21 protein-coding genes and 1 pseudogene are annotated in these 18,779 nt (G+C 41.1%); 12 read left to right on the top strand and 10 right to left on the bottom strand.

The features are described 5' to 3' along the window. Positions 1–157 precede the first annotated feature (157 nt). Complete coding sequence (locus tag TSIB_RS05100; RefSeq protein ID WP_048160339.1) at positions 158–808, top strand: serine/threonine protein kinase; 651 nt, start codon at positions 158–160, stop codon at positions 806–808. Here TSIB_RS05100 and TSIB_RS05105 read toward each other — a convergent pair. Then, entirely contained in the window at positions 794–1,102 is a 309-nt protein-coding gene (locus TSIB_RS05105) for a hypothetical protein (RefSeq protein WP_015849323.1), read from the bottom strand. The two genes, TSIB_RS05100 and TSIB_RS05105, sit on opposite strands and share 15 nt — an antisense overlap. A gap of 63 nt (positions 1,103–1,165) precedes the next feature. On the opposite strand from TSIB_RS05105, the gene TSIB_RS05110 reads away from it, so the two are divergent. Beyond that, positions 1,166–3,067 (top strand): S9 family peptidase, encoded by a 1,902-nt coding sequence (locus TSIB_RS05110; protein ID WP_015849324.1) that lies wholly within the window; start codon positions 1,166–1,168, stop codon positions 3,065–3,067. Positions 3,068–3,135: 68 nt separating this feature from the next. Here the strand turns inward: TSIB_RS05110 and TSIB_RS05115 are convergent, their stop codons facing one another. Next, entirely contained in the window at positions 3,136–3,828 is a 693-nt protein-coding gene (locus TSIB_RS05115) for a 6-hydroxymethylpterin diphosphokinase MptE-like protein (RefSeq protein WP_015849325.1), read from the bottom strand. A 64-nt stretch (positions 3,829–3,892) separates the two neighbouring features. Then, positions 3,893–4,153, bottom strand: a pseudogene (locus tag TSIB_RS05120) (RNA-guided endonuclease InsQ/TnpB family protein); the annotation flags it as partial. A gap of 169 nt (positions 4,154–4,322) precedes the next feature. Between TSIB_RS05120 and TSIB_RS05125 the strand changes: the two are divergent. From TSIB_RS05125 to TSIB_RS05145, 5 genes are read left to right on the top strand one after another with little or no spacing between them, the layout of a single operon-like run. After that, on the top strand, positions 4,323–5,894 hold the full coding sequence (locus TSIB_RS05125) for an ABC transporter substrate-binding protein (RefSeq protein ID WP_015849327.1): 1,572 nt from the start codon (positions 4,323–4,325) through the stop codon (positions 5,892–5,894). A 60-nt stretch (positions 5,895–5,954) separates the two neighbouring features. Continuing rightward, positions 5,955–6,974, top strand: a complete 1,020-nt coding sequence (locus TSIB_RS05130) for an ABC transporter permease (protein ID WP_015849328.1) — start codon at positions 5,955–5,957, stop codon at positions 6,972–6,974. A gap of 10 nt (positions 6,975–6,984) precedes the next feature. After that, positions 6,985–7,833, top strand: a complete 849-nt coding sequence (locus TSIB_RS05135) for an ABC transporter permease (RefSeq protein WP_015849329.1) — start codon at positions 6,985–6,987, stop codon at positions 7,831–7,833. 5 nt (positions 7,834–7,838) lie between these two features. After that, positions 7,839–8,798, top strand: coding sequence for an ABC transporter ATP-binding protein (locus TSIB_RS05140; protein WP_048160340.1), 960 nt, complete (start codon positions 7,839–7,841; stop codon positions 8,796–8,798). 5 nt (positions 8,799–8,803) lie between these two features. After that, complete coding sequence (locus tag TSIB_RS05145; protein WP_048160341.1) at positions 8,804–9,790, top strand: ABC transporter ATP-binding protein; 987 nt, start codon at positions 8,804–8,806, stop codon at positions 9,788–9,790. On the opposite strand, the gene TSIB_RS05150 is transcribed toward TSIB_RS05145, so the two are convergent. Beyond that, complete coding sequence (locus tag TSIB_RS05150; RefSeq protein ID WP_015849332.1) at positions 9,787–10,260, bottom strand: Mut7-C RNAse domain-containing protein; 474 nt, start codon at positions 10,258–10,260, stop codon at positions 9,787–9,789. The genes TSIB_RS05145 and TSIB_RS05150 overlap by 4 nt on opposite strands. Positions 10,261–10,344: 84 nt before the next feature. Between TSIB_RS05150 and TSIB_RS05155 the strand changes: the two genes are divergently transcribed. Both TSIB_RS05155 and TSIB_RS05160 read left to right on the top strand, forming a co-directional pair. Then, a complete protein-coding gene (locus TSIB_RS05155; RefSeq protein ID WP_048160342.1) occupies positions 10,345–11,091 on the top strand; it encodes an MBL fold metallo-hydrolase in 747 nt (248 codons plus the stop codon). A 9-nt stretch (positions 11,092–11,100) separates the two neighbouring features. Continuing rightward, the gene (locus TSIB_RS05160) at positions 11,101–11,676 is read left to right on the top strand and encodes a nitroreductase family protein (RefSeq protein ID WP_015849334.1); all 576 of its coding nucleotides are present in this window, start codon (positions 11,101–11,103) and stop codon (positions 11,674–11,676) included. A gap of 2 nt (positions 11,677–11,678) precedes the next feature. Here TSIB_RS05160 and TSIB_RS05165 read toward each other — a convergent pair whose 3' ends face one another. Then, positions 11,679–12,128: a protein-tyrosine phosphatase family protein gene (locus tag TSIB_RS05165; RefSeq protein ID WP_015849335.1), complete on the bottom strand. Its 450-nt coding sequence runs from the start codon at positions 12,126–12,128 to the stop codon at positions 11,679–11,681. Between the two features lie 72 nt (positions 12,129–12,200). On the opposite strand from TSIB_RS05165, the gene TSIB_RS05170 reads away from it, so the two are divergent. The 3 genes from TSIB_RS05170 to TSIB_RS05180 all read left to right on the top strand — a co-directional run bounded on the left by TSIB_RS05170 (position 12,201) and on the right by TSIB_RS05180 (position 15,185). Beyond that, positions 12,201–13,787, top strand: coding sequence for a hypothetical protein (locus TSIB_RS05170; RefSeq protein ID WP_048160343.1), 1,587 nt, complete (start codon positions 12,201–12,203; stop codon positions 13,785–13,787). Between the two features lie 170 nt (positions 13,788–13,957). Continuing rightward, on the top strand, positions 13,958–14,347 hold the full coding sequence (locus TSIB_RS05175; protein ID WP_228359793.1) for a hypothetical protein: 390 nt from the start codon (positions 13,958–13,960) through the stop codon (positions 14,345–14,347). Positions 14,348–14,387: 40 nt separating this feature from the next. After that, complete coding sequence (locus tag TSIB_RS05180) at positions 14,388–15,185, top strand: hypothetical protein (protein WP_015849339.1); 798 nt, start codon at positions 14,388–14,390, stop codon at positions 15,183–15,185. 1 nt (position 15,186) lies between these two features. On the opposite strand, the gene TSIB_RS05185 is transcribed toward TSIB_RS05180, so the two are convergent. Genes TSIB_RS05185 through TSIB_RS10580 form a run of 5 tightly spaced genes read right to left on the bottom strand, consistent with a single transcriptional unit; the run spans position 15,187 to position 18,750 of the window. Then, on the bottom strand, positions 15,187–15,972 hold the full coding sequence (locus tag TSIB_RS05185) for a DODA-type extradiol aromatic ring-opening family dioxygenase (RefSeq protein ID WP_048160850.1): 786 nt from the start codon (positions 15,970–15,972) through the stop codon (positions 15,187–15,189). Between the two features lie 5 nt (positions 15,973–15,977). Next, on the bottom strand, positions 15,978–17,120 hold the full coding sequence (gene thrC, locus TSIB_RS05190) for a threonine synthase (protein ID WP_015849341.1): 1,143 nt from the start codon (positions 17,118–17,120) through the stop codon (positions 15,978–15,980). 3 nt (positions 17,121–17,123) lie between these two features. After that, positions 17,124–17,981: an agmatinase gene (gene speB, locus TSIB_RS05195; RefSeq protein ID WP_015849342.1), complete on the bottom strand. Its 858-nt coding sequence runs from the start codon at positions 17,979–17,981 to the stop codon at positions 17,124–17,126. Continuing rightward, positions 17,982–18,311 (bottom strand): methionine--tRNA ligase subunit beta, encoded by a 330-nt coding sequence (gene metG, locus TSIB_RS05200; RefSeq protein WP_015849343.1) that lies wholly within the window; start codon positions 18,309–18,311, stop codon positions 17,982–17,984. A gap of 46 nt (positions 18,312–18,357) precedes the next feature. Next, positions 18,358–18,750, bottom strand: coding sequence for a hypothetical protein (locus TSIB_RS10580; protein WP_228359794.1), 393 nt, complete (start codon positions 18,748–18,750; stop codon positions 18,358–18,360). Positions 18,751–18,779 lie beyond the last annotated feature (29 nt).

Here is an 18,779-nt window from a genome sequence, read left to right on the forward strand (position 1 = left end):
AAGCCCCCTCAATAAACATGAGTAGGTATCTGCCTCATCAACTGAGTGAAGGTTCAGTTCAAACACAGAAACTCGTCTGGACTTATCTATGAATATCATAACACACCAGCAGATTTAAAATACTTAAGCAATGTTAATTGAACTATTGGGGAGAGAAATGCACAACTATCTTATAAGTCAAGAAGAACTTGAGAGGTTCAAAGGATTTCTTGAGAAAAGAGGAATTAAGGTTGAGAAGTTTTATTCAAAGGGTACTACAAGCTTGATATTTCTCGGCAAATGGAGGAATAAAGAGGTTATTATAAAATTAGAGCGACCTGATACTCCCAGAAAAAATCTCCAGAAAGAAGCTAACATTTTAAGAGTCCTCAAAGGACATGAGATTAGCCCTCTCCTAATTGACTATGGCATGTTTGAGAATAGAGAGTTTTTGGTTAGGGAATTTGCAATAGGAAAGCCTTTACTTTACACAACCCCAGAAAAAGATCATCTCTTGCAGATTCTTGAAGAGACTTATAAATTGGATCTTCTTAGAATAGACCACGGGCAAATACAGGGTGGAAAACACATCATAATCGGTGATCGCGTATGGATAATTGACTTTGAGAAGGCAAGTCTGAGAAGGAAACCAAAAAATGTAACCACTGCAATGGCCATGATATTTCTAAACAACAATGTTATCTCCAAAAGAGTTCGAGAAAAGTTTAAAATCAACCCCATGTTTTTAGAAACTCTTAGGAAAGAGCTCAAACAATACAAAGAAACCAAAAACATTGAAAAGATTAAAGAGCTGTTATGTAGCCTTTAATCTACTCCATGCCCATATGGCAAGAGGAATTAAAAATGCAGCCAAAACCAAACCTATTCTAGGATCTAACAAATATTCAAAAATCAATATCACGATTATTGTTATCCCAATCATTATGAATAGATCCTTATCAAATATTCTCGATCTTACGAGGATATTCCTCTCTCTGGAAATATAAGCAAGATAAAGTGGGATGCCCAAAGCTGCAAATACAACGCCCCAATAACTTTTAGAAGCTGTTGAAATTACGAGGCCCATCAAAAGTATCCCCAAGACAGCGTATTCTTCTTTCATACTATACACTTAGTAATTAACTTTAAATAATTTAGGGGGTGATTATATTTAGGTGATAACGCTATGAATAAGATCGAATGGAATGAAAACACATTTTCTAAGTTTGCATACTTAAGCGACCCAAGAATATCAAGAGATGGAAAGAAAGTTGCATACGTCTTAACAAAGGCAAATCTGAAGGACAACAAGTATGAAAACACCATAGTCGTTGAGGAAGTAGAGAATGGTGAAAGGAAATTTATCGAAAATGCTTCAATGCCTCGATTTTCTCCAAATGGAAAGAAAATAACCTTCGTAAGATCAAATGAAGAAAAGAAAACTGCAGAAGTCTGGCTTTACGATTTAAGCTCAATGAGCGGAAAGAAAGTCCTTGAAGCAAAGAATATCCTTGACGTGAGCTGGAACGAAGACGATAGGAGGATTTTGATAACCGGCTTCAGAAGGAGAGACGACGAGGACTTTGTGTTTGAAGACGATGTTCCGGTATGGTTCGATGCAAAGGGCTTCTTCGACGGTGAAAAGACAACATTCTGGATAGTGGACACCGAAAGTGAGGAAATTCTTGAAGAGTTCGAGGCAGAAAGGTTCTCCTCTGCAATATGGCACGGAGATAAGGTTATCTACAACGTCCCCCATAGAATGGACGGAAATCTCCAGTTTTTCAAGTTCTATGATATCTACATCTACAAGGATGGAAAGAGCGAGAGGATCTTTGAAGGAGTCTCATATGCAGCCGTTGATTCCAACGGAAAGGCCGTTCTTCTCTATGGAAAACCGAAGAAAGAGAAGAGGAGTGAACATAACTTCCTTTATCTCTGGGACGGAAAGGAAGTCAAACCTTTAACAGACCGCTTTATCTACAACAACGGCCAGGGGAAGCTTGATGAGAAAGGAAATGTTTACTTCACCATGGCAAAAGAAGGTAAGATAGGCCTCTACAAGCTGAATGATAATGAGCTAATCTCAATAGTAGAGGACAACTCGTGGGTGATGGGGTTTGACGTGAGCGGAGACGGAAAAATCGCTCTTCTCAAGGAGACTGACACAAAGTTAAGAGAACTCTACCTCTGGGATGGAGAACTAAAGCAGATAACCGATTACAACGGCCCAATATTTGCAAAACTTGAAACAAGACCGATAAATCACTTCCACTTCAAGAGCCTTGATTTGGAGCTCGATGGATGGTACATAAAGCCCGACATCAAAGAGGAAGAAAAGGCCCCGGTAATAGTATTTGTCCACGGCGGGCCCAAGGGGATGTACGGCTACTACTTCAAGTACGAGATGCAATTAATGGCTGAAAAAGGCTATTACGTGGTTTTCGTTAACCCAAGAGGAAGCAACGGATACGACGAAGGGTTTTCCTCGAGAGTTCTTGAGAGGACGGGCTTGGAGGACTTCCAGGACATCCTTAATGGGGTAGAGAAATTCTTTGAACTTGAACCTCAGGCAGATAGGGAAAGAGTCGGGATAACTGGCATAAGCTATGGTGGGTTCATGACGAACTGGGCGGTAACGCAAAGCGACCTATTTAAAGCGGGAATAAGTGAAAACGGCATAAGCTACTGGCTTACAAGCTACGCGTTTTCGGACATAGGGCTGTGGTTTGATAAGGAGGTAATAGGCGACAATCCGCTTGAGAACGAGAACTACAAGAAGCTGAGCCCGCTCTTTTATGCCAAGAATGTTAAGGCTCCACTATTACTCATCCACAGTCTCGAGGACTACCGCTGTCCCCTTGACCAGAGCGTGATGTTCTACCACGTGCTCAAGGATTTGGGCAAGGAAGCGTACATTGCAATCTTCAAGCGCGGTGCCCATGGACACAGCCTAAGAGGTTCCCCAAGACACAGGGCAAAGAGATATAAGCTCTTCGTGGAGTTCTTTGAGAAGAAGCTCAAGAAGTACGAGGAAGGTTTTGATGTGGAGAAAATCTTAAAGGGATGCAGTGAGAAAAATGAGTAACGAGGCATCTTTAGAAAGTGATGAGACTTTAACCAGCTGAATAGTGATGAGTACGGGAGTGTCTGAGCTTAAAGTTTTGTTATCTCCGCCCTTCCATTCTTTTTAAGCCATTCCAGAAGGGCTTGTGCTATTTCAAACTTCTTCTTCTTGCTTTCCCATATTGGACTGTGCTCCTTCAGATACGGCTTGCTCCACTTTCCAACGATTTCTCCAAAATCAAAGCCAATTAAAAATATTTCCCTTGCTCCAAGTTCCTCTGCTAGGAAAACTGCTCTATCTCCATCGGTAAAGCCACCGAAATTGTAAACAATGTCCAAGGGCTCTGTTTGACACGTTCCCATAACGTTCTTGAGCTTTGGGACATAAGCTTCAAGTTTATCCATGTTGTCCCCGTGGGCATGAACAACAACGTAAGCGCCAAGATCATTTGCCTTCTTTATATCCTCAAAACATCCATCCAAATCCGTGACGATAATATCGGGTATAATTCCCTGTTCCAGCAGAGCTGAAGTTGAACCATCGGAGGCTATTAAAGTTCCACTGAATTTCCCCTTCTTGAGCTTTTTATCCAAGCTTGGTCCGGCTCCAAAAACGTAAACTCTTTCTTTGATTCTCTCTTTAATAGTTTCAGCCAAAATGTAGTTCTCATTCTCCCGCAAGAGTCTCCTCAATAAAAGCGCGGCTTTCCTGTCTTCCTCTATTTCGTACCCCATCTTACTGACGATTTGGAGGTAAAACGGTTTCCACTGCTGCCAGTTCATGTAAGTGCTTACATCATTTTAACTTATAGATGTTTTGTTCTGACCTCCTCCCCACCCTGAGGGATTAACCCCTCGCCATTGACGGGAAGGTTTGAGGGGTTCTCATCAGGGGAACAGTTAAAACGGGTTCTTCGAACCCCTCCGGGAGGGTCTTTCCCCAATTACCCCTACCTGCCGTTAAGGCGGGAAGGCTCGGGGTTATCCTTTTTACAACATTTTTCAAGATGTTGAAAGCACCAACCAAATCAGCATTCATTACAAGCCCCTCTGCGGGACACTTAAATAATCCCCTAACGAAGCGGGCCCCCTCGTGGGGCTTCCCGCAGGTGTAAGGAAAGAATGATTTTGAACTAATTTTTTACCTATATCTGTTTGAATAACAGGCAAGTTTTACAGAAAAGTAAAATTTCCTCCAATTTGACGATTTTGCCATTTAAATGATTACAAAAATTTTAAATACACTACACCTCTTAAATACACTTTGGTGAATCTCTATGAAGAATAAAGTACTATCTCTAACATTGCTGACCATTTTTGTTTTTAGTGTAGCGGCCAGCGGATGTATAGGAGGAGAAGAAACTACAACCCAAACAGGGCCACAATATGCAGAACAAATAGTAATAGGTGTGACAGACAAAGTAACTGACCTCGACCCTTCAAATGCATATGACTTTTACACTTGGGAAGTTCTAAACAACGTAATGGAGGGTCTCGTAAAATACAAACCGGGAACTCTTGAGATAGAGCCCGCTCTTGCCGAAAAGTGGGAAGTAAATGAGGACTCTACAGTCTGGACATTTTATCTTAGAAAAGACCTTAAATTTGCGGATGGTACTCCTCTGAAAGCCCAAGACGTTGTGAGGAGTATCGAAAGAATAATGACAATCCAAGGTGACCCCGCTTGGCTCGTCACCGACTTTGTAGATAAAGTAGAAGCTAAAGATGACTACACTGTTGTTTTCTACCTCAATCAACCTACTGCCTACTTCTTGGCACTCTTAACAACACCACCATACTTCCCAGTCCACCCAAACTACTCTCCAAACGAAATTCAAAGTGACCAAACTGCAGGTGGAGCTGGTCCGTATAAAATAACCAAGTGGGTTAGAGATGAAGAGCTTGTTTTAGAAGCAAATCCAAACTATTATGGCGAACCTCCCAAGACCGGGAAGATCATAATCAAATTCTACAGAGACGCCTCAACCATGAGATTGGCACTACAAAACGGTGAAATAGACATTGCCTGGAGAACCTTAAGACCAACGGACATTGAAAGTCTAAAGAGCGAAGGGAAGTACTCAGTTATAGAAGTCCCTGGAGGATTCATAAGATACATTTGTCTCAACACAAAGTCTGAACCAACAAATAACGTGAAAGTAAGACAAGCCCTCGCAGCAGTAATCGATAGACAAGAAATTTCAAACAAAGTCTTCAAAGGTACAGTAGAACCATTATATAGCTTGGTTCCAAATGGAATGTGGTCCCATATTGATGTATTCAAAAATAAATACGGAGACGGAAACATTGATCTTGCCAAACAATTACTTAAAGAGACCGGCTATGATGAGAACAACCCATTAAAAATACAACTTTGGTACACTCCAACCCACTACGGCGACACTGAAGCAGATCTAGCTCAAGTATTGAAAGAACAACTAGAAGAAACCGGCGTTATACAAGTAGAAATAAAAAGTGCTGAGTGGGGAACATACGTAGACTACGCAAGAAACGGCCAGATGCAATTCTATCTCCTTGGATGGTACCCAGATTATTTAGACCCTGATGACTATACAACCCCATTCTTAAAGAGCACTGCAAACAGTTGGGCAGGAACTGGGTATGCAAATCCAACAGTTGACGACCTCTTAACCAAAGCTCAATCCCTCACAGACCAGGATGAAAGAACTAAACTCTATGAACAAGTACAGGAGATCCTTGCAGAAGAAGCCCCATACATACCACTTATCCAAGGAAAACTATTTGTTGTAACCGACCCGAACGTAAAGGGAGTTACTATAGGCCCAGACATGATATTCAAGTACTCTACAATTTACAAAGAAGGTTGATTTTCCTTTTTTTCAGTTTTTCTTTAGCTTTTAACTAGATAAAACAATGGTGGTGATTAAATGGCTCGTGGGATCGGCCAATATATAGTAATTAGGGGTCTCATGATAATTCCAACAATTTTAATCCTTTATACAATTGTTTTTATCTTTCTGAGAATTTTACCTGGAAATCCTGTCTTAGCTGTTGTTGGTACTAAAAATATTTCTCCTGAACAATTACAACACTTAATGGAGATGGCAGGGTTAGATAAGCCTCTATATGTCCAATATTTTGATTATCTTTGGAAAATGGTACATGGTGATTTTGGTGTGACTTTGGCATTCCCAATGGGGAAGCCTGTTGTAGAGTATTTAAAACTGAGATTCCCCGCTACATTAGAGTTAACTCTCTTTGGGTTTAGTATTAGCGTTCTCCTTGGTCTATTAACCGGGACAATAGCAGCTGCAAAAAAAAGCACTAAAATCGACACTGGAATGAGACTCTACAGTATAATAGCCTATACTTTATTTATTCCATGGTTCGGAATGATGCTTCAGTATGTGTTTGGAATCCATTTCCATTTACTCCCAACGTCAGGAAGAATCGATCCTGGAATAGAACTACAAAGAATTACTGGACTTTACGTTCTTGATAGTCTATTAACTGGAAATTGGGAGGCATTTAGCAGTGCAGTAAGACATGTGATTTTACCAGCCACAACCTTGGGGATAGTACTAAGTGGAGCATATACAAGACTTGTTAGGAATAACATGGTAGACGTCTTGAGTCAGGACTTTATTCGATCTTACTATGCAAGAGGTGTAAAGGATTGGAAAGTTATGTGGTATGCACTAAAAAATGCATTTATTCCTGTGGTGACTTTAATGGGCCTCCAATTTGCAATCCTGCTCGGAGGGGCTGTTTTAACAGAAACAACCTTTAACTGGCCAGGTATGGGTACTTTTATAGTTGATAGAATTGATTACAGAGATTACAACGCCATACAGGGAGCAGTGGTATTCTTCGCATTCTTTGTGGGATTGATTAGTTTGATAGTAGACATCGTGTATGCGCTGCTTGATCCAAGGGTAAAATACTGAGGTGATTCAAATGGAAATAATAACCAAAATCACAAGATTTATCTTTGATAGAAAGCCCGGAAGAGGCCTTTTACTCTTTGGTCTTGCTATTGTGATACTGGTGATTATAATGGCAATTTTCGCACCGCTTATCGCACCATATGACCCTACCAAAACCACTGAGGATAGCTTTGCTCCTCCTAGCAAAGAGCATCTCATGGGGACCAATAGATTAGGTCAAGACGTTTTCTCAAGAATAGTCTGGGGATCAAGAATAGTTCTTTATGTAGTCTTTATAGCCACCCTACTCTCCATGAGCATTGGCGTCCCCCTCGGTCTTATATCAGGTTATCATGGTGGGAAAATAGATAGAGGATTAAGTGTGATTATGGACAGTATCTATGCATTTCCAGCCCTTATTTTAGCAATAGTTATTGCAGTGGTTCTAGGTCCGAGCCCAGTAAACACTGCTATTGCAATCTCCTTTGTTTATGTGCCCACTTACTTCAGAATGGTCAGAGGACAAACACTAAGTTTAAAAGGCCAACTTTTTGTAGAAGCTGCCAAAGCCTTGGGTTCAAGGAACAAGGAAATAATGCTCAAATATATCCTTCCCAATTTGGCCCCAACAATTTTAGTCGTTTTTACTCTAAGTGTTGCTGATGCTATCCTAACAGAAGCAGGTCTAAGCTTTTTAGGCCTATCAGTAACTCCACCAACTCCTGATTGGGGGTATGACCTAAGAGTAGGCCAACCATTTTTACTAGATGGGTACTGGTGGCTAGTTTTCTTCCCAGGAATCATGATAATGTTGCTGGCAATGGCATTTGCTCTCATAGGAGAGGCTCTAAGTGAAAGAATTTCTCTTGGAACGAGGTGATAAAGATGTTGCTAGATGTCAAAAATCTAAGTATTTACTATTATACTCTTGCAGGTACTGTAAAGGCGGTTGAAAACGTGTCCTTCGCAATCGGAAAGAGAGAATGGGTAAGTTTTGTTGGAGAAAGTGGAAGTGGAAAATCTACTGTAGCTTACGCAATCTTAAATCTCGTCCCATCCCCAGGACAAATTATTAATGGAAAGATAATTTTTGAAGACAAGAACATTCTGGAGTTAACTAACGAAGAGTTGAGAGAAATTAGAGGAAAAGAGATCAGCATGATCTTCCAAGATCCTATGACCAGTTTAGATCCTTTAAGAAAAATTGGTGATCAAATAGCAGAAGTGATGATAGAACATGGGATTGAAAAAGAAGAAGCCTATGAAAAGGCCAAGGAACTGTTAAAGAAAGTCAACCTCCCAGAAGATAGGATAAGTTACTATCCCCACCAGTTAAGTGGAGGCCAGCGGCAGAGAGTTGCTATAGCTATTGCAATGGCGTTTAATCCCAAGCTCCTTATTGCAGACGAACCTACTACAGCTCTAGACGTTATAGTTCAAGATGCAATTATGGATCTCATCGGAACTTTAAAGGATGAAGGAACAAGTATATTCTTTGTAACCCACGACATTTCCCTTGCTGCGGAAAGAAGTGATAAAATCGCTGTTATGTATGCAGGAAAACTTGTAGAGTTTGGAAGAGTAGAACAAATCCTTGAAAATCCACTTCATCCATACACACAATCATTGCTTGCTAGTGTTCCCGATTTGTGGAGTGAGAAAGAGATCAAGGCAATTCCTGGGTATCCTCCAGATCTCAGAAATCCTCCAAGTGGATGTAGATTCCACCCAAGATGTCCTATATTCAAAGAAAAACCAGCTTTAAAGGGTATTTGCGATGTTACTGAGCCTAAGGCCATTGAAATTGAAAAAGAACATTTTGTAGCTTGTCACTTACACAGGTGATAAAAATGAAACCCCTGCTCAAGGTTGAAAATCTTAAGAAATACTTCCCAGTTAAAAGAGGGATTCTAGAAACTCTTAGAAAGGAACCTCAAAAATACGTCAAAGCGGTTGATGGAATAAGCTTTGAAGTACAAAAAGGTGAAACCCTTGCTTTGATTGGAGAAAGCGGGTGTGGAAAAACAACCGCAGGAAGGGTCATTTTAAGACTAATTGAACCAACTGATGGCAAGATAATCTTTGATGGTGTAGATATAACAACTCTCAGTTATGATGCTTTGAGACCTTATAGAAGAAGAATGCAAATGGTATTTCAGGACCCTTACGCAAGTCTAAGCCCCAGGATGAAGATTGGTGATGCTATCGCACATCCCCTCTTAATTCATAACCTCGCCACAAAGGAAGAAGCTAAAGAGATGGCATTGAAAATGTTACGCAGAGTTGGTTTAACGCCCGAAGACGAATTCTATGAACGATACCCTCATCATCTAAGTGGAGGGCAAAGACAAAGAGTTGTGATAGCTAGGGCAATGATTCTGAAACCAGAATTTGTAATTGCAGATGAAGCAGTTTCAATGATAGATGTGTCAATGAGGGCCTCCATCTTGGAACTTTTAGAAAGTTTCAAGGAAGAATATAATCTAAGCATGCTCTTCATAACTCATGATATAGCAGTTGCCAAACTCATAGCAGATAGGATAGCAGTCATGTATCTCGGGAAAATAGTGGAAATTGGGCCAACTCAAGAAGTGTTAAATAATCCTGTCCATCCATATACTCTTGCTTTAATCCAAGCAGTCCCATCCTTGAGAAAGAGAGAAAAGAGAAAACAGATAGAAATCACAGGAGAAGTTCCAAATGCAGTCAATCCACCCAGTGGATGTCGCTTCCATCCAAGATGTCCATTTATGACAGAAGAGTGTAGGACAAAAGAGCCAGAATTAATAAAAACCAACAAAGGACATTACGTAGCGTGTTATCACCCTCTAGTTTAACTGACTTTAAAATTTTTCAACTTTCTATCGATTTTTACCATTTCTCTCCACTGCCTTCCGGGCCAATAGATTTGACCGCACTGAGTACAGATGTAGAATTCATCGTAGTCTTCGTAAACACCTTCCAGAACTTTTCCCCTGATTTCTTCTTTTTCTGCTCTTCTTATAAGGCCGTTGCATTTCGGACATCTTGCATTTTCAGGGAATAGTTCATCAAACTCAAAGCCTAATTCCATAAGCTGCTTTACCTGCTCTTCAAATTTGTTGGATTTTATTAAAATACTATCCTCCAAACGTTTTGCTAGAGTTTCATCTCTAGTAAGAAGGATCCTATTTTCCTCCCTTGAAATTCTTAAAATCTCGTCATCATCTTCTATCCCGTAGACTGTATCATAGCCATACAATCGAAGCCACCTTGCCAAACGACCAAGCATCATATCCGCAATGAATTTTGCATTTTTCCCTTTCATAAAACTTGTCTCGAAATAAGACAATAAAGCTCTTTTGGAAGAAAACTTATAACCTCTATTACATCTTTAAAGGTGGTGAGAATATTGATAATCTACTTTATTGGTACCGGAGGGAGTGAAGGAATTCCCGCTCATCTATGCACGTGTGAAACATGTGAAGAGGCCAGAAAACTCGGCTTCGCCCAAAGAAAACCTTCAACCCTAGCTATAATCACCAAAAACAATAAAGCCGTCCTTATAGATGTCGGGACGGATATTAGAGATTTGTTGCATGTCCCGTTAGAAGCAATTCTCCTTACTCACTGGCACCATGACCACATCTATGGGCTTTACAAGCTTCGGTGGATAGCCAAGAGAACAATTCTTTATGCCCCGAACGGAGACGCTGATTGGCTTATGATCAATGACCCTAAAAATATCGAGGTGAAGTTCATTAAAGCTGGAGATGTTCTAAACATCGATTCTCTCAAAATAACTGCTTTAAAACTCAATCATCAAGTAGAGACACTGGGTTATCTAATAGAAGAAGACGACAAAAGGGTGGCAGTTCTTTATGATACCAAAGGCCTACCAGAGGAGACCTTTGAAATTTTAAAGGAGAAAAAGCTTCGCCTTGTTATTTCAGATGCCACGTATTCCCCAGAGATTAATGATCCATACCACAACAATGTTGATGAAGGTGCAGAAACAGGCCTTAAACTGGCCGAAAGAACTCTGTTAAGCCATATATCTCACAAAAACTTGCCTTTCTTAAAGCTTGAGGAATATGTGAGGAGAAAGTACAATGGAAAAGTTCTAGTGGCTTATGATGGAATGCTCTTCTATGTGTGAGGTGATCAAATGATACAAAATCTCGCAAAAAGAAGAAAGACCGTAAGAAAATTCAAGAAAGAAAAACCCCCTATTGAAAAAATTCTAAAGATTATAGAAGCTGCAAAAGAAGCTCCCTCTGGGATGAATGCTCAGCCATGGCACTTCATCATTATTGAAACACCTGAGAGAAAGAGAGAGATTCGAGGCCTCTGCGAGGAAGGAGAAAAGAAATTCTATGAAAAAATGAAAGGAAAACTTGGAAAATGGTTACAAGATAAAGGCTTCACGTGGAAGAAGCCATTTTTAAGTGACGCTCCATACCTACTTCTTGTATTCACTGATGTTAGAGCACCATTTGCAGTACAGGCAACATGGCTGGCAATAGGGTATTTACTTCTTGCCCTTGAGGAAGAAGGCCTTGGCACGGTAACATATACTCCCCCCAATCCCAGAGAAATTGAAGAGCTTGTGAATGCCCCCAAACACTACAAACTGCAAACAATACTCCCAGTGGGTTATCCCAACGACGAAAAGCCAAAATATGAAAGAAAAGCTCTTGAGGATGTTATCAGCTTTGAAAAATTTGAAAAGAATGAATACTAATCTCATGTTCGTTTTAAGTAGTTCTCCAGATCTTTCAGAATCCCTATTTGTTCCTCTGTTTCAACAGCTGAAGGTTTCAAAGAACGTACCCGGGCCAAGGCATCTCTGAAAGAAAGGCCCTCAGAGTACATGAGATATGCTGTAACTATGGTACCACTTCTTCCTTTGCCACTAAGACAGTGTACCAGCACCTTTTTCCCATTTCTGGCCTTTTTTTCTATCCATTTAACAATCTCAATTAACTCTTCTAATGGAGGAACGCTGAAATCCTTTATTGGAGAATAAAGTACCTCAATTCCATTTTTAGACAGTTCTTCTAAGTCGTAATAGAGGTCGTGCTCGTAAATAAGTACAACGAAAGCATCAAACTCCTTGGCAAGCTTAGGTATGTCCTCTGGATATGGCACCGACGAAAAAGCTACTTTATCATTAACAAACTTTGGATAAACCATACTTTCCCCTCAATTGTAAATCAACGAATATGTTATAAAGTCTTTCGATGAGCTTAAATTGAGGTGAAGAAAATGAAGAAAGAGGATGTTAGACTTTTTCTGCCTTTCTTGGTGTTTGCACTAATAATATGGCTTTTCAGACCCTGGTTTCACGGAATAATTATGGGGTTTTACCGAAACCCAACAATAATATATATCTTCATTGCTTTAGGAGCTATCTTGGTGTACGCCTCTAAACAAAAACTCACAGAGGGATATACACGAAAAAACGCTTCTATTAGCGGAATTTTCGCTCTCATTATCTTATTGCTTGTAGTTCTCTCAGTTCTCACAGGAGCCCTTTCAAACACTGCTCTATACAAAGAATACCACCCTACTCAAGTCTCAAGTGAACTTGAGCTCTCAAGTAGCAAAATAAGGATTCTCCCCAAGCTAACTGCCTACCGTTATGCTGTTGATACTATAGAGTACGCCAGATATACCTTAGGGTGGTCGCACTTAACTATTAGAGATGGAACACCAGTCTGGGGGTTCTTTATAGTTCCAGATGGAGCATGGAACGCAATAAGGCTCAAAGATAAGGGACTTCTCTTCGTTGATATGAACACGACTGAAGCAAGAATGGAAAGAATTGAAAACGAACTCCAAGTTGGCCCCGGAATGCAGATTTTTGACAACCTTGAGTGGAACCTTTACAAGAAACACTATCTTATAGACTTAGATATTCCTAGAACGCTCTACTATGATGGCAGAACCTATATTGTAGTCCCCTACATATCATACAGCTTCCGTGTTATTTACACAGTGCCCAAATGGGGAGGTGTTTTTATAGTAGATGAAGACGGCAACATAGAAGACTTAACTCCAGAAGAGGCTCTTAAAGATGAACGCTTGAAAGACTTTCCGATATTCCCAGAACTTTTAACTAGGAAGATAGTCAATAGTCAGAACTACTGGAAGGAAAATGTTTTCTCCAATATAAAGAATCTCTGGCTCCACCACGAAAATCAGATAGAACTAATAGATGTAAGTGAGCAAGGGAACAGACAGCCCTTCTTAGTCATATCAAACGATGGAAAAGAATACTGGATGATAGCCGTAGAACCCTATGGAAGGGCACACGGACTAGCAGCAATATACCTAGTAGATGCTCAAAGTGGAGAGATGAGTCAAGTAAAGTTTGAAACTCCATTAACTGGGCCCGTAAAAGCCATAGATTATGTTAAAAAGGCCTTACCAATGTTCGATTGGAGCCAGTTTATGGCCGTTGAGCCAATACCAATTTTCCTGAATGGAGAACTCTGGTGGAGGATTGCGATAATTCCCGGAAGCGGTTCTGGTGTTGCAAAGATAGCCTTTGTAAATGCAGAAACCAAAGAGGTGCAGATTTTTGAAAATGAAGATGAAGTTAGGACATTTCTCCTCTATGGACAGGTGGAAGTTAAAGTTAAAGAGGTCAGCGGAGTTATTGAAGGAATTTATTCCTATATTAAAAACGGGAACACCCACTGGGTGCTAATAATTGGGAACGAAACTCTCTATTTAAGCTCAGATCAACTGAGCGACGAACTCATCCTTAAGGTACTCAACCTAAAAGAGGGAGACAATGTAACCGTGAAAATAAGTGAAGGACGGCTTGTGGAGATTAAGAAAAGATAGTGACGCTTATGAGGAGGCTTCTTTTTGTTTTTCTTCTCTCTTTGGTTGTTTTAACTTCCCTATGCGTAAACCAATCCCCTTCCAAATCCTCTTCTCCCACACGTTTAATGCCAGAGGTTATTTCTTTTTTAAATAAGGCTAATGAAAACCTCAATAAATGCAACAACACCTTGAAGTCGCCTTTAAACCCTCAAAGCGACCCAGCATACCTAAATATGACCATACTAAATGAAACAACCCTTAGACTAAAGGGAGAATTATATGAATATGCCGTTTTGGGTGTTGGAGAGATTAGCTTCTCAGGAGAAATATCGTTTAGAGGTTATCAGATAGTATGGAGCACTCCCAAAAACCTTACAACCACAGGAGGGCAGAGAATAGATTTTAGAATCCAAAAGGGAAACTCAATCGTTGATTCATTTACGTACTGGTATATTCCGTTTCAGCTTGACTCGTATTGTGCCTCAATCTGCACTAAGGAACTCCCTGAGGAGGGAATAACTTTTGTTTTCATCCACACAGAGGGGAAAGATTTGTGGATGGTCTTAGCAAATAAATAAATATCAGTAGAACTATATTAATTCGAGAGGAGGGAGCACAATGAAGCGCCAAACTCTTGCCATGATTTTAGTTTCCATAGTCCTTTTGCTTCTCTTAATCCCCATAAGCATTGCTGTAATGATATTGCTCGACATAAGCGACATTTCCAAGCTTTTTCCGTATAGTGTCTCCTCTTTGATAATAACTGGAATCGGGATTGTCCTTTCTGCGCTTATTGTGGGGTTTTTGGCTAAAATTGCGGCGTTGAAGATTTATAAAGAGGAAAAATCTGCAAAAGTAGCCTTTTTAGCAGTCTTTTTTATCGCAGTTCTTATTTCTGCATATAGTATCAATATCCCCCGTATTGGGCCGTCACCGCAGAAAGTTATCTATTACACCCTCTACGAAAACGAAGTCTACGTCAATCCCTATTTTGGAAAGATCTCCCTTCCATTTGAGGAAAAGGATTGGACAAAAGAACATGGGCTTAGGCCTAGTGGATACCTAAAGAGAGAAGAAGGAATAGTTAACGGAAGCAGTGGATTTGTATTCCAGAACATAACGGGCGTTTACATAGGGATCTTCGTCTATCCAAATTCCCAAGAAAGCCCAAAATGCGAGAACGCCCTCCAAGACTTGGAAGAGAGGCTCAAAAACAGAGGATGGCAAGAAGTGGAAGTCCCTCCCGAGGCTCTGGAAAAGAGAAATTTCATTGGAAGGCTCATTAACGCCAAAATGCTCCAGCAGGGCAGTAAAGCCGTATACTTGGAATGCTCTGATGTAATGGCTTACGGAAGGCTGATAATCCTCTATGGAGAAAAAAAAGAAGTTATCGAGTTGGCTTCAATTTTGAGTTAACCTATTTCCGCACGAACAAAGCCGCTCCCATGCCAAAATATGTTGGGCATACATACGCTGAAAGTTTAAGCTTCATAGGGGCCCTCTTTAGAACTCCATAGAGGACGAGGAGCTGCCAGTAGCTATCAGGCAAAGCTTTGTTTATCAGTTCATCTGATATTTCAAGGAGCTTTTCAAGCCTGTTCTCTTTAATTATCCTCATAATGAGCTCATCGTATTCTTTAGCTTCCGGTGCATGGCCATAGGGCCCATTGCCATGTGCATGTGCATGATCAGCACTCGCAACGAAAGTCACCTTTTTGTCATATTCTTCAAGGACTTCTCCAATCACTTCCCCAAATTTAACGAGAGTATCTCTTGAGACTTTTCTTGCAGGAGTTAAAAGCACTATCGGCCTCTTTTCTAAAAAGTGGAGGGGTATGAGCTCTCCCCAGGTTAAGGGAAATCGAGAGTACTCCCCACCCAGTGATGCAAAGTTTATATCAACTACGGGTAGGCCTTTAACCTTTGCTCTTTGATATATCTCCTTGGCAAGCTCTTTCTCGGTTTTGTATTCTCCTGGAAGGTGCACTCCATCAAAGCCAAGCCATGAAATTAGGTTTTCGACCATTATAACCCCAATGGCTTCACTCATGCGGACGTTGTGAGGGCTTATGATGACATACGCCTCAGCCTTTGAGAATTCCCTCCCGATTTCCTTAAGAGCCTCTGCGAGCTTTCTCGTCTCTTCATCTTCGGGTTTTAGAACGGGGTTTCCGTGGGACATTATCGCAGCTCCGATCAACATTACTTTCACCCCATACATTCTTCAAGGCTCTCCAAGCTGCACTCCATAACTTTGACCGCTTTCATTTGGCTATGGGTTTTCAGTCCGGAACCTGTTAGAATGCTCACAACCTTTGTGTCCTCTTCTATTCTCCCTCTAAGCTTTTTTATTGCAGCTATTCCCGTTGCAGACGCCGGCTGGACAAAGATACCTTCTCTTCCAAGGTCTTGTTGAGCCTCTAAAATCTCCTCGTCGCTAACGGCAACGCAGAGCCCTTTGAGTTCATTCAAAAGTCTTAAAACTGCGTTCCCGCTTGGAGGGTAGGGGTTCTCTATGGCGTGGGCTATGGTATGGGGATTCTCAAATCGCTCAATTTTTTGCCTGCTTTCATTAAAGGCTTTGCATATTGGAGAGCACCCCTCAGCTTGAACGGCAACAAAAGTTGGGAGGTCTTCTATTAGCCCACTCTCTTTGAGCTCCAAAAATCCCTTCACAATGCCTCTAAAAAGTCCGCCCGAGCTTGTGGGGATTACGACGTAATCGGGCGTTACCTCCTCAGCAATTTCAAAGCCTATGCTCTTGTATCCCTCAACCCTGAACGGGTCGTCAGAGTTTATGAAATATATGCCCTTTCTTTGCCCAATTTCAAGGCTTCTGTAGTAGAGCCCCCCATAATCCCCCCGAACTTTAATGACCTTTGCCCCATAAACCTCTAGAGCTTTGAGTTTTTCCTCTACTATAGTTGATGAGACTAGGATGTATGTTTCAAGTCCAAAGCGCGCCCCATAAGCAGCAACACTGGCGGCCATGTTGCCTGTTGAGACCGTTCCAATTTTATTAAAGCCAAGCTCCAAAGCTCTGTGAATACCTATAAACGTTCCTCTATCTTTAAAGCTCCATGTTGGGTTGAGAGTTTCATTTTTAAGGTAAAGTTCAACTCCAAGCTCTTTTGAAAGACGCTTCGCTTTCGTGAGGGGAGTATCACCTTCACCGAGGCTATACTCCAAATCGAGCTCAAAGGGGTAAAATTGCGAAAACCTCTCCCAAACCCTCTTTCCTATGCCTGGAACACTCTTGAAAAGCTCCAGCTCTAAAGGTTCACCACATTCGCACCTCTGGTAGGGTTTTCTCAAGGAATACTCCCTTCCGCATGAAGTGCACTTCAGCATAGCTTAACCCCCAGCATGCAAAGTTAACTCATTTTTTGCAGTTTTTCCTAAAATTTCTCTAACTATCTTTGCGGCAGCGAAAGCAGTTATGCCTTTGTAATCATAACTTGGGTTGAGTTCAACAACATCAAAGGCAACCACTTCCGTTTTTATGCTCTTTATAACCTCAACGAGCTCTCTTGTGGTTAATCCCCCAGATTCGGGGTTACCAACTCCGGGAGCAAAAGCTGGATCGAGAACGTCCATATCGAAGGAAAGATAAGCTTTCTTAAAAGGCACATCTACTTTTTGACAACGATATATTTCAGAGGCCGAAATTATTTTTATCCCGTGCTCTTCTGCAAATTCAATTTGCTGTTTGGTGGGAGCTCTAACCCCTATTTGGACTACGTCTTTTCCTTTCACAAGATCCTCTTCCACAAGCCTTCTCACAGTACATGCATGGGAATATTTATCCCCCTCGTACTCAGGATAAAGATCTGGATGCGCATCGAAGTATATGAGACCAAATTCCTCCTGAGACACTTTTTTCAACGCCCGGAACGTTGCATAGGTTATTGAATGATCGCCTCCAAGGAAGAGGAAGAGTTCTCCGGTGTAATGCCTTTTAACGAGGTCATCAACCCTTTCAACAAGCTCTTCAAAGTTTTCTACTTTTACATCCCCTAGATCCTTGTAGCGCCAGTGTTCAGCAAGGTTCACAAGACTCTCGTTGAAGCTGTTGTAAAGTTCCTCAGATGTTGCTTCTCTTATAGCTTCCGGGCCCTTATCACAGCCTCGCCTATAAGAAGATGAGTTGTCCCAAGGAATTCCGAGGATGTAAAGGTTCGGCTTTTCAGAGGGAGGAATTCCAAAAAGCATTTACCACACCTTCGTCCCTATGGGCACTTCATCTGGAACAGGTAACAGGTAGACCTTACCGTTCTCATTTTCAGCTACAATAAGCATTCCTTGGCTTTCCACGCCAGATAGCTTCTTGGGCTTTAGATTTAGGACGAAAACGAACTTTTTCCCTTCAAGATCTTCTGGAGAATATTGATCTGCTAAGCCAGTTACTATCGTCCTTTGTTCCTTTCCAAAGTCCACTTCAAGTTTTATGAGCTTTTTAGTCCTCTTCAGCTTTTCAGCCCTCTTAACGAGGCCAACCCTAAGGTCAAACTTCCAGAATTCATTAACATCATAGAGTTCCATAACTAACACCAGAATTATTATGATTGGGAATATTTAGAGTTTTCCCTTAACTCAACCACGCTTCTATGCCCTCTTCTTCATAACTAGGGCTCAAAGCTAAGAGGGTGAATCCCAAACTTAAAAATGCCATTGCAGCACCAGGCGAGATAATCCACCACCATTTGCTTCCATATAATGCACCTTGCTCCATTGCCTCAATCATGAATGAACCCCAATTAGTCCCAGGGATCATTCCAAAAAACCCAAAGAGAGAAATCAAGGCAACAATTCTGGGCATTAAAAATGTGAAATGCCTCAATGCGTGTTCTAGAATAACTGGCCCTATGTGCCTTCTTAGAATATAAACTCCACTTGCCCCTAGAGACACCTCAGCCATTATATACTCCTTGGCTTTCTCTTTTATTGTGATCATTCTTATCGTTTTAGCGAATTTTCCCATTAAAAGAAATGCCAGAATTAACATAAATT

Origin of the sequence: Thermococcus sibiricus MM 739 (genome assembly GCF_000022545.1) — an archaeon.
In the GTDB taxonomy this organism is placed as follows: domain Archaea; phylum Methanobacteriota_B; class Thermococci; order Thermococcales; family Thermococcaceae; genus Thermococcus_A; species Thermococcus_A sibiricus.

What these genes read in the sequence shown, in the direction of transcription:
- TSIB_RS05185 (WP_048160850.1), bottom strand. Translation starts at nt 15,972, where the DNA reads ATGTTGATCGGAGCTGCGATAATGTCCCACGGAAACCCCGTTCTAAAA.
- TSIB_RS05145 (WP_048160341.1), top strand. Translation starts at nt 8,804, where the DNA reads ATGAAACCCCTGCTCAAGGTTGAAAATCTTAAGAAATACTTCCCAGTT.
- TSIB_RS05110 (WP_015849324.1), top strand. Translation starts at nt 1,166, where the DNA reads ATGAATAAGATCGAATGGAATGAAAACACATTTTCTAAGTTTGCATAC.
- TSIB_RS05140 (WP_048160340.1), top strand. Translation starts at nt 7,839, where the DNA reads ATGTTGCTAGATGTCAAAAATCTAAGTATTTACTATTATACTCTTGCA.
- TSIB_RS05170 (WP_048160343.1), top strand. Translation starts at nt 12,201, where the DNA reads ATGAAGAAAGAGGATGTTAGACTTTTTCTGCCTTTCTTGGTGTTTGCA.
- metG (WP_015849343.1), bottom strand. Translation starts at nt 18,311, where the DNA reads ATGGAACTCTATGATGTTAATGAATTCTGGAAGTTTGACCTTAGGGTT.
- TSIB_RS05165 (WP_015849335.1), bottom strand. Translation starts at nt 12,128, where the DNA reads ATGGTTTATCCAAAGTTTGTTAATGATAAAGTAGCTTTTTCGTCGGTG.
- thrC (WP_015849341.1), bottom strand. Translation starts at nt 17,120, where the DNA reads ATGCTGAAGTGCACTTCATGCGGAAGGGAGTATTCCTTGAGAAAACCC.
- TSIB_RS05105 (WP_015849323.1), bottom strand. Translation starts at nt 1,102, where the DNA reads ATGAAAGAAGAATACGCTGTCTTGGGGATACTTTTGATGGGCCTCGTA.
- TSIB_RS05135 (WP_015849329.1), top strand. Translation starts at nt 6,985, where the DNA reads ATGGAAATAATAACCAAAATCACAAGATTTATCTTTGATAGAAAGCCC.
- TSIB_RS05100 (WP_048160339.1), top strand. Translation starts at nt 158, where the DNA reads ATGCACAACTATCTTATAAGTCAAGAAGAACTTGAGAGGTTCAAAGGA.
- TSIB_RS05130 (WP_015849328.1), top strand. Translation starts at nt 5,955, where the DNA reads ATGGCTCGTGGGATCGGCCAATATATAGTAATTAGGGGTCTCATGATA.
- TSIB_RS05160 (WP_015849334.1), top strand. Translation starts at nt 11,101, where the DNA reads ATGATACAAAATCTCGCAAAAAGAAGAAAGACCGTAAGAAAATTCAAG.
- TSIB_RS05150 (WP_015849332.1), bottom strand. Translation starts at nt 10,260, where the DNA reads ATGAAAGGGAAAAATGCAAAATTCATTGCGGATATGATGCTTGGTCGT.
- TSIB_RS05115 (WP_015849325.1), bottom strand. Translation starts at nt 3,828, where the DNA reads ATGAACTGGCAGCAGTGGAAACCGTTTTACCTCCAAATCGTCAGTAAG.
- TSIB_RS05125 (WP_015849327.1), top strand. Translation starts at nt 4,323, where the DNA reads ATGAAGAATAAAGTACTATCTCTAACATTGCTGACCATTTTTGTTTTT.
- TSIB_RS10580 (WP_228359794.1), bottom strand. Translation starts at nt 18,750, where the DNA reads ATGGGAAAATTCGCTAAAACGATAAGAATGATCACAATAAAAGAGAAA.
- speB (WP_015849342.1), bottom strand. Translation starts at nt 17,981, where the DNA reads ATGCTTTTTGGAATTCCTCCCTCTGAAAAGCCGAACCTTTACATCCTC.
- TSIB_RS05180 (WP_015849339.1), top strand. Translation starts at nt 14,388, where the DNA reads ATGAAGCGCCAAACTCTTGCCATGATTTTAGTTTCCATAGTCCTTTTG.